Source organism: Acidovorax sp. (assembly GCF_034519795.1).
Classification (GTDB): Bacteria; Pseudomonadota; Gammaproteobacteria; order Burkholderiales; family Burkholderiaceae_C; genus Acidovorax.
Window position 1 is genome coordinate 32,140 of the sequence record NZ_JAXHOB010000003.1, and the last position, 14,270, is coordinate 46,409.

General features: G+C 69.2%; 14 protein-coding genes and 1 pseudogene. 8 read left to right on the forward strand and 7 right to left on the reverse strand.

Annotated elements, in window-relative coordinates:
- Nucleotides 1-77 precede the first annotated feature (77 nt).
- From lptA to U5N23_RS02075, 3 genes are all read left to right on the forward strand, one after another.
- Nucleotides 78-728 carry a lipopolysaccharide transport periplasmic protein LptA gene (gene lptA, locus U5N23_RS02065; protein WP_322591219.1) on the forward strand — a complete coding sequence of 217 codons (651 nt, stop codon included), beginning with the start codon at nt 78-80 and terminating at the stop codon, nt 726-728.
- Entirely contained in the window at nt 725-1,507 is a 783-nt protein-coding gene (lptB, locus tag U5N23_RS02070) for an LPS export ABC transporter ATP-binding protein (protein ID WP_322591220.1), read from the forward strand. Before lptA ends, lptB begins: the two co-directional genes overlap by 4 nt.
- A gap of 63 nt (nt 1,508-1,570) precedes the next feature.
- Nucleotides 1,571-3,172 carry an RNA polymerase factor sigma-54 gene (locus U5N23_RS02075; protein ID WP_322591221.1) on the forward strand — a complete coding sequence of 534 codons (1,602 nt, stop codon included), beginning with the start codon at nt 1,571-1,573 and terminating at the stop codon, nt 3,170-3,172.
- A gap of 7 nt (nt 3,173-3,179) precedes the next feature.
- Here U5N23_RS02075 and U5N23_RS02080 read toward each other — a convergent pair whose 3' ends face one another.
- The 4 genes and pseudogenes from U5N23_RS02080 to U5N23_RS02095 all read right to left on the reverse strand — a co-directional run bounded on the left by U5N23_RS02080 (nt 3,180) and on the right by U5N23_RS02095 (nt 4,607).
- Complete coding sequence (locus tag U5N23_RS02080; RefSeq protein ID WP_322591222.1) at nt 3,180-3,548, reverse strand: VOC family protein; 369 nt, start codon at nt 3,546-3,548, stop codon at nt 3,180-3,182.
- Entirely contained in the window at nt 3,548-4,096 is a 549-nt protein-coding gene (locus U5N23_RS02085) for a hypothetical protein (RefSeq protein WP_322591223.1), read from the reverse strand. The genes U5N23_RS02080 and U5N23_RS02085 overlap by 1 nt, the downstream gene beginning before the upstream one ends.
- Before the next feature lie 22 nt (nt 4,097-4,118).
- Nucleotides 4,119-4,307, reverse strand: a pseudogene (locus tag U5N23_RS02090) (glutaredoxin family protein); the annotation flags it as partial.
- A gap of 12 nt (nt 4,308-4,319) precedes the next feature.
- Nucleotides 4,320-4,607 carry a DUF4124 domain-containing protein gene (locus tag U5N23_RS02095; RefSeq protein WP_322591224.1) on the reverse strand — a complete coding sequence of 96 codons (288 nt, stop codon included), beginning with the start codon at nt 4,605-4,607 and terminating at the stop codon, nt 4,320-4,322.
- Nucleotides 4,608-4,807: 200 nt separating this feature from the next.
- On the opposite strand from U5N23_RS02095, the gene U5N23_RS02100 reads away from it, so the two are divergent.
- The 3 genes from U5N23_RS02100 to U5N23_RS02110 are packed head-to-tail and all read left to right on the forward strand — an operon-like array spanning nt 4,808 to nt 7,049.
- Nucleotides 4,808-5,251 (forward strand): thioesterase family protein, encoded by a 444-nt coding sequence (locus U5N23_RS02100; RefSeq protein ID WP_322591225.1) that lies wholly within the window; start codon nt 4,808-4,810, stop codon nt 5,249-5,251.
- A gap of 24 nt (nt 5,252-5,275) precedes the next feature.
- The gene (locus tag U5N23_RS02105) at nt 5,276-6,568 is read left to right on the forward strand and encodes a THUMP domain-containing class I SAM-dependent RNA methyltransferase (protein WP_322591226.1); all 1,293 of its coding nucleotides are present in this window, start codon (nt 5,276-5,278) and stop codon (nt 6,566-6,568) included.
- Nucleotides 6,558-7,049 (forward strand): putative toxin-antitoxin system toxin component, PIN family, encoded by a 492-nt coding sequence (locus U5N23_RS02110; protein ID WP_322591227.1) that lies wholly within the window; start codon nt 6,558-6,560, stop codon nt 7,047-7,049. The genes U5N23_RS02105 and U5N23_RS02110 overlap by 11 nt, the downstream gene beginning before the upstream one ends.
- 19 nt (nt 7,050-7,068) lie before the next feature.
- Here U5N23_RS02110 and U5N23_RS02115 read toward each other — a convergent pair whose 3' ends face one another.
- Nucleotides 7,069-7,908 carry a hypothetical protein gene (locus tag U5N23_RS02115; RefSeq protein ID WP_322591228.1) on the reverse strand — a complete coding sequence of 280 codons (840 nt, stop codon included), beginning with the start codon at nt 7,906-7,908 and terminating at the stop codon, nt 7,069-7,071.
- Nucleotides 7,905-9,644 carry an FMN-binding glutamate synthase family protein gene (locus U5N23_RS02120; protein WP_322591229.1) on the reverse strand — a complete coding sequence of 580 codons (1,740 nt, stop codon included), beginning with the start codon at nt 9,642-9,644 and terminating at the stop codon, nt 7,905-7,907. The genes U5N23_RS02115 and U5N23_RS02120 overlap by 4 nt, the downstream gene beginning before the upstream one ends.
- A gap of 170 nt (nt 9,645-9,814) precedes the next feature.
- On the opposite strand from U5N23_RS02120, the gene U5N23_RS02125 reads away from it, so the two are divergent.
- Together U5N23_RS02125 and U5N23_RS02130 are read left to right on the forward strand one after the other, a co-directional pair.
- A complete protein-coding gene (locus U5N23_RS02125) occupies nt 9,815-10,666 on the forward strand; it encodes a UPF0149 family protein (protein ID WP_322591230.1) in 852 nt (283 codons plus the stop codon).
- Nucleotides 10,667-10,809: 143 nt separating this feature from the next.
- Complete coding sequence (locus U5N23_RS02130) at nt 10,810-12,306, forward strand: SulP family inorganic anion transporter (RefSeq protein WP_322591231.1); 1,497 nt, start codon at nt 10,810-10,812, stop codon at nt 12,304-12,306.
- Between the two features lie 4 nt (nt 12,307-12,310).
- On the opposite strand, the gene U5N23_RS02135 is transcribed toward U5N23_RS02130, so the two are convergent.
- The gene (locus tag U5N23_RS02135) at nt 12,311-14,188 is read right to left on the reverse strand and encodes a cyclic nucleotide-binding and patatin-like phospholipase domain-containing protein (RefSeq protein ID WP_322591232.1); all 1,878 of its coding nucleotides are present in this window, start codon (nt 14,186-14,188) and stop codon (nt 12,311-12,313) included.
- Nucleotides 14,189-14,270 lie beyond the last annotated feature (82 nt).

The window sequence follows — 14,270 nt, forward strand, 5'->3', positions numbered from 1 at the left end:
CAAAAGCCCGCTGATGCGGGCTTTTTTCATGGCATGTCGCCACGGGTGGCTACAATGATCTGCAAGATTCGTGCCCTATGAACTACCGCATCCTCCCGATCCTCCTCCTCTCAGCCCTGGGCTTTGTCCAGGGTGTGGCCCATGCCGAAAAGGCCGACCGCAACAAGCCCATGAACATCGAGGCCGACGCATTGCGCCACGATGAGCTCAAGCAGACCAGCGTGTTCACCGGCCGGGTGGTCATGACCAAGGGCACCATCGTGCTGCGTGGCGCGCGCCTCGATGTGCGCCAGGACGCCGATGGCTACCAGTTCGGCGTGGTCACGGCCGAGCCGGGCAAGCGCGCCTTCTTCCGCCAGAAGCGCGACACGCTGCCCGGAGCGCCCGACGAGTTCATCGAGGGCGAGGGCGAAGTCATCGAATACGACGGCCGGGCCGACAACGTGAAGTTCATCACCCGCGCCGAGCTGCGCCGCTTGCGCGAATCCACGCTGACCGACGAGATCACCGGGCAGATCATCGTCTACAACAACCTGACCGACGTGTTCACCGTGGATGCCAAGCCGCGCGGCGGTACCAATGCCGCGGGCGATGCCCCGGCGCCCGGCGGCCGCGTGCGCGCCATCCTGTCGCCCAAGGAAACACCGGCCAGCGCCGCTGCCCCTGCCCCTGCGGCACCGGGCACCACCCTGCGCCCCAGCAGCACCCTGAGCGGCGGCGCCAAGTGAGCGGGCCTGACGTGAGCACCGTCGCCGGGTCCCCGGCGGACAGCCGGCTGGAGGTGCACCACCTCGAAAAGTCCTACGGCAGCCGCAAGGTCGTCAAGGACGTGTCGCTGGTCGTGCAAAAGGGTGAGGTCGTGGGACTGCTCGGCCCCAACGGTGCGGGCAAGACCACCTCGTTCTACATGATCGTCGGCCTGGTGCGCAGCGATGCCGGCGACATCCGCATCGACGGCCAGTCGGTGGCCCACATGCCCATCCACCGGCGCTCGCGCCTGGGCCTGTCCTACCTGCCGCAGGAAGCCTCGATCTTTCGCAAGCTCACGGTCGAGGAGAACGTGCGCGCCGTGCTCGAATTGCAGCGCGGCGAGGACGGCCAGCCGCTGCCGCGCCAGGCCATAGAGGAACGCCTCACGGCGCTGCTCACGGAACTGCGCGTGGAGCACCTGCGCGCCTCGCCCGCGCTGGCCCTGTCCGGCGGTGAACGCCGCCGCGTGGAGATCGCCCGCGCGCTGGCCACGCAGCCGCGCTTCATCCTGCTGGACGAGCCCTTTGCCGGCATCGACCCCATCGCGGTGATCGAGATCCAGCGCATCATCGGCTTCCTCAAGGCGCGCGGCATCGGCGTGCTCATCACCGACCACAACGTGCGCGAGACGCTGGGCATCTGCGACCACGCGTTCATCATCAGCGACGGCCACGTGCTGGCCCAGGGTACCCCCTCCGAAATCGTCGACAACGCCGAAGTGCGCCGGGTGTACCTGGGTGAACACTTCCGCATGTAGCAGACCGATGGACCACCTGTTCGCCATGCACCTGCCCCTGCGGCAGCCCCCGGGGGCTGTGCGATGAAGCCCGGCCTGTCGCTGCGCGTATCGCAGCACCTGGCGCTCACGCCCCAACTGCAGCAGTCCATCCGGCTGCTGCAGTTGTCCACACTCGAGCTGGGCCAGGAGGTCGAGCAGATGCTCGACGAAAACCCCTTCCTCGAACGCAATGCCGACGAGGCACCGCGCGAGGAGTTCGGTGTGGACACGGCCGACGCGCCCGCGCAGCCGGACGACTACAGCTCCGACGACGCGGTCTACTCCAACGCCCCGGGCACCAGCACGTCGACCGAGACCTCGGCCGACAGCCCGCAGGGCGATGCGGAAGTGGGCAGCAGCGCCGCCGACGAGCCCGACTGGAGCGGCGACGGTACCGTGGACGTCTCCCCCAACGATGCCGAATGGGGCGGCGATGCGCCGGCCCGCAACCGCAATGATTCCGAAGGCGACGAGGCCGACGCCACCGAATTGGCGCGCACGCACGAATCGCTCACCGCGTTTTTGCACCGTCAGGCGCTGTCGCTGCGCCTGTCCGAGGTGGACCGCGCTGCGTTGCGCTTTCTGATCGAATCGCTCAACGACGACGGCTACCTCGAAGACCCGCTCGAAGATCTGGCCGTGGGCCTGGCCGGCCCGGACGACCTGGAGCAGATCGAGGAGCTGGTGCACCGTTTCACCGTCGCCCTGCGCCTGCTGCAAAGCCTGGAGCCTGTGGGCGTGGGCGCACGCGGCCTGGGTGAATGCCTCACGCTGCAGCTCACGGCGCTGGCCGCCGACGAAGACAGCCAGCTCGACCCCGACACCGTGCAGACCGCATTGCGCGTGTGCCAGCAGCCGCTGGAGATGCTGGCGCGCCGCGACATCCGCCGCCTGACCCAGCTGTGCGGCGACGGTGAGGAGCGCACGCGCGCCGCCATGGCCCTGATCGCGCGGCTGGAGCCGCGCCCCGGGCGCAAGTTCGTGGACGTGGAGCGCAACATCATCGTGCCCGACGTCATCGTGCGCAAGGCCGGGCGGGCCAATGGCCGCGATGGCCAGCACAACTTCATCGTGGCCCTGAACCCTGATGTGATGCCGCGCCTGCGCGTGCACGACATCTACGCCGGCGCCCTGCGCGGCCACAAGGGCGGCGAGGGCCACCAGGCCATGCAGCAGCGGCTGCAGGAGGCGCGCTGGTTCATCAAGAACATCCAGCAGCGCTTCGACACCATCCTGCGCGTGTCGCGCGCCATCGTCGAGCGGCAAAAGAGCTTCTTCACCCATGGCGAGCTGGCCATGCGCCCGCTGGTGCTGCGCGACATCGCCGACGAACTGGGCCTGCACGAGTCCACCATCAGCCGCGTGACCACGGCCAAGTACATGTCCACGCCCATCGGCACCTACGAGCTCAAGTACTTCTTCGGCTCGGGCCTGGGCACCGAGACCGGCGGCAATGCATCGAGCACGGCCGTGCGCGCCCTCATCAAGCAGTTCGTGGCCGCCGAAAGCCCGGCCAAGCCGCTGTCGGACAGCCAGATCGCAGAGATGCTCAAGGAGCAGGGCATCGAGTGCGCACGCCGCACCGTGGCCAAGTACCGCGAGGCGCTCAAGATCGCGCCGGCCAACCTGCGCAAGGCGCTCTGATCCGCTGTCAGCCTGGCTGGCGGAACGCCCGGCTGGAGATGCTGACGGCGTTGCCGTCCGGGTCCTTGGCATTTGCGAACGCATAGCCATTGGCCTGGTGCGTGCTGCCGAAGGCCAGGCCCTGCGCCAGCGCACGGACCTTGAAGGCTTCCACATCCGGCACATGGAAGCACAGCTTCACCCCTGCCTGGCCGAGCTTCACGCTCTTGGCCGCCTGGTGGACCAGGATGCAGGCCCCGCCGTCCGGGGCCTGGAGCTCGATCAGGCCCTCCACCACGTCCCCAGTGGTCTCAAGGCCGAAGTGGGTGCAGTAGAACGCTGCGCTGCGCTGCATGTCGCGCGCGTAGACCATCACGGTGCCGAGGATGGGAGGCATCAGGGCGCTTTCGAGGCCGGTGTGCGCCGCAGCGAGCGCAGCAAGTCCAGTGCCTGGGCCACAGGTTCCTGCGGAGCGCCGTTGGCGAGCACGGTGAAGGTCACGCGCAGCTCGTTCATGCCCAGCACACCCTGGGTCAGGTACTTGTAGCCGCCCGGCTCGGGCGCGCGGTCGGTGGCCGAAAAGTAGTAGCCTGTCTTGTCGGCGGCGCCCAGGTCTTTCAGGGGCAGCTCGGCCTCGACTGCCCGGGGCATGGCACGGGCGGCACCGGCCTGGGCCAGTGCCCGCAGCCCATCGGCCGTCGGGCCCCGGGGGGCACTGCCGACGGGCCAGATGGGCGTGACGAGCATCTGCAAGGCCGTGGCATCGGGGCCGCTGATGGCGACCGAGGGCGGCAGCTCGGCATGGGGGCGGCGCACCTGGGCGCGCCATTGCGCGGGCAGGTCGATCACCAGGTCATCGCGGCCGGGCAGGGGAACGCGCAGTTCTTCGGCGAGAACGGGCAGGCACAGGGCAAAGGCCATCGAAGCGAGGGCGGTGCGGAGCATGGAGCGCAAGAGGAGGGAGGGGTTACTGGCGTTTGGCAAAAACGGCGTCGTAGGACGAGGCGCTGAAACCGTTCACCCGCTGGCCATTGGTGAGCAGCACCGGCACGCCGCGCGCACCCAGTTGCGCAAAGGCGGCCTTGCCGGTGGGCGTGTCCACGTCGAACTCCCGGTACGCGATGCCCTTGCCGCCCAGGTAGGCCTTGGCCGCCTTGCAGTAGCCGCACTAGGTGGCCATGTAGAGCGTGACCTCGCCCCGGGGTTGGGCTGCTTTCTGGGCTTCTACAGGTGCCTGGCCGGGCGTGGTGGGTGGCAGCGGGTTGCCCGGGACCACGCTGACGGGCAGGCTTTCGAGCTTCAGGGTTTTTTGCACCGCACCCGAGGCGGGGGGCTGGTCGCTGTAGACGACCTTTCCGCTCGCATCCACGGATTTGTAGAGCGTCTGGGCATGCGCCGTGCCGGTGAGCGCGGCCGCAATCAGGGCGAGGGTCAGGGTACAGCGCAGGGCGTGCATGGGGGCTCCGGGTAAAATCGGCATTCCGGGAGCATAAGAGACTTCTGCCCCGAGACCCGGCAGCGCGTGCGCTGCCTGTGCCGGCTACCCCGCCAATGGGGATACGGCCTTCCTTTTTTTGTCCTTCCACGGGCCTTGCCTGCGGGGCGCCTTGCATGGGCTGCCACCGTTTCGCTGCTTACCTTTCTACCGCCCGCGCCATGGCCCGCATTGTTTTCGACCTCCCCGCGCATTTCGGTTTTGCCACCGAGCTGCAGATCTACATCAGCCATGTCAACCAGGGCGGGCACCTGGACAATGCGCAGCTGCTGAGCCTGGTGTCCGAGGCGCGCGTGCGCTTCTTCCAGTCGCTCGGTTACCCCGAGGCGGACGTGGGCGGCCTGTCCACCGTGGTGGGTGACATCGTGGCGCAGTACAAGTCCGAAGGCTTCCACGGCGAGACCATGCGCGTGGAGATGGCGCCCGAGGACCTCAACCGCTACGGCTTCGACCTCGTCTTTCGCATGACGGAAAAGACCTCGGGCCGCGAAGTGGCGCGGGGCAAGGTCGGCATCGTCTTCATCGGCCGCAGCGACCGCAAGGTGGCGCCCATTCCCGAATCCATCCGCCAGCTGCTGCTGGCCCGCGCCTCGTCCCCTGCATAAGCGCGTATCCTGTCGCCCAGTGCCATGAACCAACTCCAACTCTTTCTCCCCTGCGCCGCCGGTGTCGAGGGCTACCTCGCCGACGAGGTGCATGCCATCACCGGCCTCACGGGCCAGGACCTGCTCATGGGCCGTGGCGGTGTGCTGCTGCGCGCCTCGTGGCGCCAGGCGCTGCTGCTCAACCTGCACAGCCGCCTGGCGCAGCGCGTGCTGGTGCAATTGGCGCACCGGCCCTACCGCTCCGAGAACGACCTGTACGGCATCGCCAGCGAGGTGGCCTGGGAGATCTGGTTCACCACGCGCCAGACCTTCAAGGTCGAGGTCACGGCCCAGCACAGCCCGCTGCAGAGCCTGAACTTCGCCGGCCTGCGCGTGAAGGATGCGGTGGCCGACCGCTTCCGTGCCAAGAGCGGCGTACGCCCCGACGTGAACACCCAGTGGCCCGACGTGCGCATCCACCTGCACCTGACCACCGAAGAGGCCACGGTCTACATCGACACCTCGGGCGAGCCGCTCTTCAAGCGCGGCTGGCGCGAGGACAAGGGCGACGCCCCGCTCAAGGAAACCCTGGCCGCCGCGATGATCGCCGCCAGCGGCTGGGATCCGCTCGGTGATGCGCCCGTGCCGCTGTACGACCCCTGCTGCGGCAGCGGCACCATCGCCATCGAGGCTGCGCAGATCGCCTGCCGCATCCCGGCCGGCATGCTGCGCCGCTTTGCCTTCGAAAAGCTGCTGCCTTTCCAGGGCCATGTGTGGTCGGCCATCCAGGCCGAGGCCGAGAGCGCCATCCAGGCGAGCCCGGTGCCCATCTTCGGCAGCGACGTGGCCCACCGCATGGTCGATTTTGCCCAGCGCAATGCCGAGCGCGCGGGCGTGGCCGACGCCGTGCAGCTGCGCGGCGGTGACGCATTGCAGCGCATGCCGCCGAGCGAACAGCCGGGCGTCATGCTGCTCAACCCGCCCTATGGCGAGCGCATTGCCGCCGCCGGCGCGGCCGGCCAGAACGCCAACGAGCGCGCGGCCGAGCGCGCCCTGGGCGCCAGCGTGGGCCGCGAGGCCGCGCACACCGACGACGGCGGCGAGTTCTTCAGCCAGCTCGCCACCCACTGGAAGAAGAGCTACGCGGGCTGGACGGCCTGGATGCTGACGCCCGACCTCAAGCTGCCCGGCAAGATGCGCCTGAAGGAGTCGCGCCGCGTGCCCATGTGGAACGGCCCCATCGAGTGCCGCATGTTCCGCTTCGACATGGTCAAGGGATCGGTGCGCGCCAAGCCATCGTCCGAGACGCCGCCGGCCGGCCCGACCGATGCGGGTTGAGCTGGCCCTGCCGGCCCAGGCGCCGGCCGGTGAACCCGCGCGCCCCGTGGTGGTGGACACCAATGTCGCGCTCGACCTGCTGATCTTCTCCGACCCGGCCACCGTGCCGCTGCGCCAGCTGCTCGCCGAAGGGCGCCTGGACTGGATCGCCACGCAGGTCATGCGCGACGAACTGGAGCGCGTGCTGGCCTACCCGCACATCGTGGGCCGCATGGACTACTACCGCGTGGACGCCGCGCAGGTGCTGGCCGGCTTCGACGCGCAGGCCCGCCTGGTGGACATCGCGCCGCGCGTGGCCTATGTCTGCAAGGACACCGACGACCAGAAGTTCATCGACCTGGCCGCTGCGCACCGCGCCATCCTGCTCAGCAAGGACAAGGCCGTGATCTGCATGCGCAAGCGCCTGCTCACGCTGGACGCCCATGTGGCGACAGCGCTGGTGCTGGTGCCTGCGCTCGAGGCCGAACCAGCCGCCGCCTGAGCCTGGAGTCGGCGCTCCGTCAGGGACCCAGCAAATCGTACGCCGCGCGCACGCGCTGCATGTCGCGGCCGAGCCTGCGGTTTTGCGGCAGGTGGCGCATCCAGCCCATGCGCCGGATGCTGCTGGCCATCACGGCCTGCAGCTCAGGGCTGCCCGATGCGATCCAGGCCGTCCATAGGGCACGGGCATCGTCGAGCGCGCCCACCAGGCGCAGGTAGATGGCCGTGGAGTGCGCGTAGCACAGCGCGTCGCGCGCGTGGCATACCGGCAGCGGCAGCACGGCCGCCGGGTCGTCCTCGAAATCGATGTAGCCCACCACGCGGTCAGGGCAGCGCACCAGGTTGCGCGCGAACGCCTGGCTCAGGCAGGTGCCGCTGGCGTGCACCTGCGCAATGGCCTCCAGACCCTGCCGCCACAGCGCCAGCACGGCGGCGGGCCCGGCGGACACGGCATGGTCGATCTCATTGCCCAGCGAGGGCGTTTGCTGCGCGGGGCGCCCCAGGTGGCGCATCAAAAAGCCATCCTCCTGCGCGGCCAGCACGGTGGGCACGCGCAGGCCGCGCACCTGCAGGTCGCGCAGGCGCCGCACTTCGATGGCAATGGCCTCCCGGCCGCCCGGGTTGGGCACGGGGCGCAGCACCTCCAGGCGCAGCACCGAGGCCAGCGCGGCCATGGCGCGGTAGCGGCCCGGGCCATGGGGCGCACCGGCCTTCTTGAGCCATACCTGCTGATCGCCGAGCCGGTAGCTGGCCACGTTGAACTGCTGCTGCGCGAGCTGCTGGCGCAGGTAGGCCGCGTAGTCGATGGTGCCGTCGCTGTCCAGGGTGCTTTCAGGGACCTTGCCTGCATCCATCGTCATACGGCGGCGTTGGCGGGCAGATCGCTGACGGCGGCCACGGCCGCGTGGGCCACTTCCACATGGTGGGGCACTGATGGCTCCAGCGCCGGCTCGCTGGCCGCAAAGCTGTGCGCGCTGGCCAGCGGCCAGTACAGGCGGAACACGTTGTGCTGGGCGTCGAGCGGGCCCAGCAGTGCGCCGGGCTGCATGCGCGTGATCAGGTTGGACAAAAGACGCACCTCGGTATCGCTGATGCGGCGCACGATGTGGTGGGCGGTGATGTCCTTGGGGTGCTGCAGGCCTGCAGCCTGCACAAGCTCCTGCAGGGCATGCAGGGTGCTGCGGTGGAACTGCGCCACACGCGAGGCCTTGTCGGGCACCACCAGGGCCTGCTGGCGCTGCGCGTCCTGCGTGGTCACGCCGGTGGGGCAGTGGCCGGTGTGGCAGCTTTGCGCCTGGATGCAGCCCAGCGCCATCATGAAGCCGCGCCCGGCATTGCACCAGTCGGCGCCCAGCGCCATCATGCGCGCAATGTCGAAGGCGGTGATCACCTTGCCCGCGCAGCCGATGCGCACGCGCTCGCGCAGGTTCACGCCGACCAGCGTGTTGTGCACCAGCAGCAGGCCTTCTTGCAGCGGCGCGCCCACGTGGTCGCTGAACTCCACGGGGGCCGCGCCGGTGCCGCCCTCGGCCCCGTCGACCACGATGAAGTCGGGCGTGATGCCGGTGACCAGCATGGCCTTGACGATGGCGAACCATTCCCAGGGGTGGCCCAGGCAGAACTTGAAGCCCGTGGGCTTGCCGCCCGAGAGCTCGCGCAGGCGGGCGATGAACTGCATCATCTCCACCGGGTTGGAAAACGCACTGTGGCGCGAGGGCGAGATGCAGTCCTTGCCCACCGGCACGCCGCGCGCGGACGCAATCTCGATGGTGACCTTGGCCGCCGGCAGCACCCCACCGTGCCCGGGCTTGGCGCCCTGGCTGAGCTTGAGCTCGATCATCTTCACCTGCGGGTCCTGCGCATTGGCGGCAAAGCGTTCGGGGTTGAAGCTGCCATCGTCGTTGCGGCAGCCGAAGTAGCCCGAGCCGATCTCCCAGATCAGGTCGCCGCCATGCACCCGGTGGTGCTGCGATATGGAGCCCTCGCCCGTGTCGTGGGCGAAGCCGCCGAGCTGCGCCCCCTTGTTGAGCGCCAGCACCGCATTGGCCGACAGGGCGCCGAAGCTCATGGCCGAGATGTTGAACACGCTGGCCTGGTAGGGCTGGGTGCAGGGCGACACCGACGGGGACGGTGCGCCGGGGCTGCCACCGATCCAGACCCGGAAATCGTGCGACGCGAGGTGCGTGGGCGCCATGGAATGGTTGACCCACTCGTAGCCCTGGGCACCGACGTCCAGGTGCGTGCCAAAGGGCCGGTTGTCGGGTTCGCCCTTGGCGCGCTGGTAGACCAGCGAGCGCTGGGCGCGCGAGAAGGGGGCGGCTTCGCTGTCGCTCTCGATGAAGTACTGGCGCACCTCGGGGCGCACGTATTCGAGCATGAAGCGGATATGTCCGATGACCGGGTAGTTGCGCAGGATGGCGTGGCGCGTCTGGCGCACGTCGTAGACGCCCACGGCCGCCAAGGCCCCGAAAACCAGCACCAGCGGCAGGCCCACACCGAACACCACCAGGGCGAACAGCGCCAGCAGCAGGCCCAGCACGCACAGTGCAAAGGCCGTGTAGCGCACCGGGTACAGGGAATTGAGTTGGTGGAGCATCGCTTGTCCTGGTTCTTTTGGGGGGCGCGGCGGGAGGGCTACACTGACCGCCTTTGCGCGGGTGGCGTTGCCGCCCCCCGCACTGTGCCCCGGTGCTGTGCTCGGGCGCAGTCCTTGAGCATCATAAAAGTAAAACTTTGCTTTCAGCCGCCCGACCACGGAGCCCCGCCATGACCGACCCCATCGAAACGCCCGAAACCGATCCCGAAACCTCCGCTGTGGCGCCTGCCCTGGGGCCTGACGAGCTCGAAGAGATCGACAACATCCTCGACGACCTGCGCTCGCGCGGCGAAGAGATTCCCCAGTGGGAGTTCTGCGACGGCTTCCTGACCGCCGTCATCTGCAACCGCCGCCCCATCGCGCCGGCCGAGTACCTGCCCATGCTGCTGGGCGACGGCGCCGAGCTCGAAGTCGCCGAGGGCGAGCCCCTGCCCCTGTTGCCGGCCTTTGCCGATGCAGCCCAGCAGGCGCGGTTCCTGGAGTTGTGGACACGCCGCTGGGACGAGGTGGTGCGCCAGCTCGACGCCAAGGTCGACCGCCTGGACGACGATCAGACCTTCCAGCCCGAGGCCATGGACATGCGGGGCGCGGTGGCCAGCCTGACCGAAGAGCAGCGCGCCGAGATGGACTCCGACGAGCAGGACATCCCCTCGTTCGGCCAGGTCTGGGCGCTGGGCTTCATGTTCGCCGTGGAAAACTGGCCCGAGGATTGGGCCGCGCCGCGCGACAAGGAGGCCGCCCAATGGCTCGACGACGCGCTCGACAGCATCGTCGCGCTGACCGAGGACGACACCGGCAAGCCCGAAGTCTGCATGTTCGACGAGAACGGGCCCCCGAGCACCAGCCAGGCGCGGGTGGAGGCGTTCGGCGAGGCCATCTGGGCCGTGTACGACCTGCGCCAGATCTGGAAGAGCATGGGCCCGCGCGTGGAGACCATCCGCAAGGCCCCCGAGCCCGGCCGCAACGACCCCTGCCATTGCGGCAGCGGCAAAAAGTACAAGAAATGCCACGGCGCCAGCTGAGCAGCCGTTGAATCTGCACTGACGCCCAGGCTGCCTCGCGTGGTGGCGCCGGGCCGTCAAGCCCGCGCCAGCGGGCGTGCTTCTTGCCTTCCCTGTCCTGTCTCTTTTCCTGATCGCGCGTCCCTGGCGCGCGCTGCCATTGCATGAGTGCCACCTTCCTGACCCGCCTGCGTGCCGAATGGGCGCCCAGCATCCCGCGCGAGCTGCTGGCCGGGGCCGTCGCCACCTTTGCGCTGATCCCCGAGGTCATTGCGTTCTCCTTCGTCGCGGGCGTCGACCCCTCGGTAGGGCTCTTCGCCTCGTTCGTCATCAGCCTGGTGATCGCCTTCACCGGCGGTCGCCCGGCCATGGTCTCGGCCGCTGCTGGATCGGTGGCGCTGGTGGCGGCGCCGCTGGTGCAGTCGCACGGCCTTCCCTACCTGCTGGCGGCCGGCATCCTCGCGGGCCTGGTGCAGGTGGTGTTCGGGTTGCTGCGCATGGGCGTGCTGATGCGCTTCGTCTCCAGCTCGGTGCGCACCGGCTTCGTGAATGCCCTGGCCATCCTGATCTTCTCGGCCCAGCTGCCGCACCTTGCCGGCGCCGGGGCGGCCACCTGGGCCATGCTGGGCCTGGGGCTGGCCATCATCTACGGGCTGCCGTATCTGGGGCGCATGCTCTCCTGGCGCGCACTCACCGCCATCCCTTCGCCGCTGATCTGTGTGGTGGCACTCACCGTGCTGGCATCCGGCATGGGCCTGCCGCTGCCCACCGTGGCCGACCTGGGCCAGTTGCCCGATTCGCTGCCGCTGTTCGGCCTGCCCGAGGTGCCGCTGGCACTCGACACGCTGCGCATCATCCTCCTGCCGGCGCTGGCGATTGCCATGGTGGGCCTGCTCGAATCGGTGCTGACCGCCGCCGTGGTGGACGAGATGACGGATACGCCCAGCTCCAAGAACCGCGAGTGCGCGGGCCTGGGCGTGGCCAACGTGGCCGCCAGCCTGTTCGGCGGCATTGCCGGCTGCGGCATGATCGGCCAGGCCGTGAGCAACGTGAAGTACGGCGGGCGCGGGCGCCTGTCCACGCTGTTCGCCGGCGTGTTTCTGCTCATCCTCATGGTGGCGCTCAAGCCCTGGGTGTCGCAGGTTCCTGTCATCGCCCTGGTGGCCATCATGGTCATGGTGTCGGCCTCCACCTTCGACTGGAAATCGCTCGGCACCCTGGTGCGCCACCCGCGCATGTCCAGCGCGGTGATGCTGGCCACCGTGGCCGTGACCCTGTTCACGCACAACCTGGCGGCCGGCGTGGCGGTGGGTGTGTTGCTCAGCGGCGTGTTCTTTGCCTTCAAGGTGGCGCGCATGCTGCAGGTGCGCGCAACAGACGATGAGGCCAGCGGCCTGCGCACCTGGCAGGTCACGGGCCAGGTGTTCTTTGCCTCGGCCGATGCCTTCATCGACGCCTTCGACATCCTGGGCGCCGAAGGCCGGGCCGTGCGCATCGACGTATCGGGCGCCCATTTCTGGGACATCACCGCCGTGGCAGCGCTCGACAAGGTGGTACAGCGCCTGCAGCACCACGGCTGCACGGTGGAGGTGCTGGGGCTCAACCAGGCCAGTGCGGTGCTGATCGACCGGCTGGGCGCCACGCCGGCCAGCAAAGGCTGAACGGTCAGGCCGTTGCGGGTTCTGGCATGTGCGTGGGCGGGCGCTCGCCGGCATCCCGCTGGCCCAGCACGTCCAGGCCATGCACATAGCCCTGCTGCACGATCTGCTCGAAGCGGTTCCACTGCAGCATGCCCACGCGGTCCATGGGCGGGTTGAAGTACAGGTCCGTGAGCTGCTGCGACTGGCGCTGGCGCGACATGCTGTACAGAATGGTCACGGTCATCAGGTAGCTGGCCAGGGAGGGCAGCTTGTAGCGGCGCTGCGCGCGCGGGCGCAGTTTGTCGCGCAGCAGCGCCCAGCTGCTGGGCACGTCGTCCAGGTCGATGTGCCGGGGCTTCCTGAAGTTCAGGTCCACGCCGATCACGGTGCCCACGCCGCGCATGCCGCGCATCACGTCCACCGGGAAGTTGTTGAAGGTGCCGCCATCGCACAGCAGGTCGCCTTCGTGCACCACGGGGGGCAGCGCACCGGGGATGGAGATGCTGGCCAGCAGCGATTTGACCAGGCTGCCGTGGCGCACCACCTGCTCGCAGGCGCGTGAGTAGTTCGTGGCCACGCAGTAGTAGTTCTTCCACAGGTCTTCGATCTGTGCCGGAAACCCCACCAGCCGACCCACGGCCTCATCGAGGATGTGGCGCAGGCGCCGACCCTTGATCAGCGAGAGCATGGGCAGCAGGTTGAAGTCGCCCGTGGGGTTGGTGCGAAAGGCCTCGCGCGCGTTGGCCATCACCGCGTCCAGCGGCTGGTCCGAGGCCACGTAGGCCGCCATCACCGAGCCGATGCTGGTGCCGCCCACGCAGTCGATCTCCACGCCCTGCTCCAGCAGCGCGCGGTACACGCCCAGGTGCGCAAAGCCGCGCGCACCGCCCCCGGCCAGCACCAGCCCCACGGCCGTGCGGCTCTGGATGCGTGCCAGGCGCGCCATGTCGCGCTCCAGTGCCGGGCGCACATGCACATGGTCGGTCACCGTGCGGCGCGCCAGCCACTGCTCGGTGTGGCGCGGGCAGCGGGTGTCGGCCGGGTGCAGCAGCACCAGGATCTCGGCCGCCTCGGTCAGGGGCGCGCGCTGGGCCAGGCACTGCGCCTCGATGGGGTGGATGGCAGGCTCGGCCGATGCGTCGGCCAGCAGCAGCAATTCGTCGCAGTGGCGGCTCACGCGGCGGGTCCAGGGCGTGGGCTCGGCATCGGCCAGCAGCAGCACGAACTCGTTGCGCGCCTCGATCTCGTCGAGCAGCATGGCAATGCGCCGGTTGGCCGAGGCATCGGCCCCCTCGCGCTGGGCGATGCCGGGGTCCTGCAGCTCGCGGTCCACCGTGGCCGAGTCCACCACTCGCACCTTGCCCGGCGCGCCGAGCTGGCGCGCGAGCTTCACCGCAAAGCCCTGCAGGTCCACCCCCGCGCTGATGGGCAAGAGCCCCATGGCCACGGGGCGCTCCATCGCCGGGTTGACCGAGCGCGACTGCAGGCGCTCGATGATCTGGCGCGTGAGCGCGATCGAGACCTGGGCACTGCCCGCCAGCAGGTTCTTGAACACCGGCTTGGTCAGCCGCACCAGCACCGAATCGCGCACGGCGACCACGGTGGCTGCGCGCGGTGCATCGGTGAACAGGCTGATCTCGCCGATGGCCTGGCCGCGGCCCATGTCGGCCACGCGGCGCTGGCGGCCATCGTCGCCGCGCACATAGGCGCGCAGGCGGCCGCTCACGGTGAGGTACATGGATTCGCCGGGATCGCCCTGGTTCATCAGCGTGCCGCCGCCGGGAATCTCCACCCATTCCATGTGGGAGCGCAGCAGCTCCAGTGCCTGCGGCGCCATGCCCTGCAGGAAGCTGCGCAGGTGCTCCATCAGGAGCTGGTTCTGGGTGGCGGTGAAAGGCGACATGGCGGCAGCGGCAGGCGGATCGGTCGGCTCCGGGCAGGAGCGGGCTGGGGACCGAAAGGGTTCCAGGTGCTGCGGGCACCCG

Excerpts from the sequence above, each read along its gene's own strand:
- U5N23_RS02095 (WP_322591224.1), bottom strand. The coding sequence starts at position 4,607 with ATGCACGCCCTGCGCTGTACCCTGACCCTCGCCCTGATTGCGGCCGCG.
- U5N23_RS02105 (WP_322591226.1), top strand. The coding sequence starts at position 5,276 with ATGAACCAACTCCAACTCTTTCTCCCCTGCGCCGCCGGTGTCGAGGGC.
- U5N23_RS02075 (WP_322591221.1), top strand. The coding sequence starts at position 1,571 with ATGAAGCCCGGCCTGTCGCTGCGCGTATCGCAGCACCTGGCGCTCACG.
- U5N23_RS02125 (WP_322591230.1), top strand. The coding sequence starts at position 9,815 with ATGACCGACCCCATCGAAACGCCCGAAACCGATCCCGAAACCTCCGCT.
- U5N23_RS02130 (WP_322591231.1), top strand. The coding sequence starts at position 10,810 with ATGAGTGCCACCTTCCTGACCCGCCTGCGTGCCGAATGGGCGCCCAGC.
- U5N23_RS02110 (WP_322591227.1), top strand. The coding sequence starts at position 6,558 with ATGCGGGTTGAGCTGGCCCTGCCGGCCCAGGCGCCGGCCGGTGAACCC.
- U5N23_RS02115 (WP_322591228.1), bottom strand. The coding sequence starts at position 7,908 with ATGACGATGGATGCAGGCAAGGTCCCTGAAAGCACCCTGGACAGCGAC.
- U5N23_RS02100 (WP_322591225.1), top strand. The coding sequence starts at position 4,808 with ATGGCCCGCATTGTTTTCGACCTCCCCGCGCATTTCGGTTTTGCCACC.
- U5N23_RS02080 (WP_322591222.1), bottom strand. The coding sequence starts at position 3,548 with ATGCCTCCCATCCTCGGCACCGTGATGGTCTACGCGCGCGACATGCAG.
- U5N23_RS02135 (WP_322591232.1), bottom strand. The coding sequence starts at position 14,188 with ATGTCGCCTTTCACCGCCACCCAGAACCAGCTCCTGATGGAGCACCTG.
- U5N23_RS02120 (WP_322591229.1), bottom strand. The coding sequence starts at position 9,644 with ATGCTCCACCAACTCAATTCCCTGTACCCGGTGCGCTACACGGCCTTT.
- lptA (WP_322591219.1), top strand. The coding sequence starts at position 78 with ATGAACTACCGCATCCTCCCGATCCTCCTCCTCTCAGCCCTGGGCTTT.
- U5N23_RS02085 (WP_322591223.1), bottom strand. The coding sequence starts at position 4,096 with ATGCTCCGCACCGCCCTCGCTTCGATGGCCTTTGCCCTGTGCCTGCCC.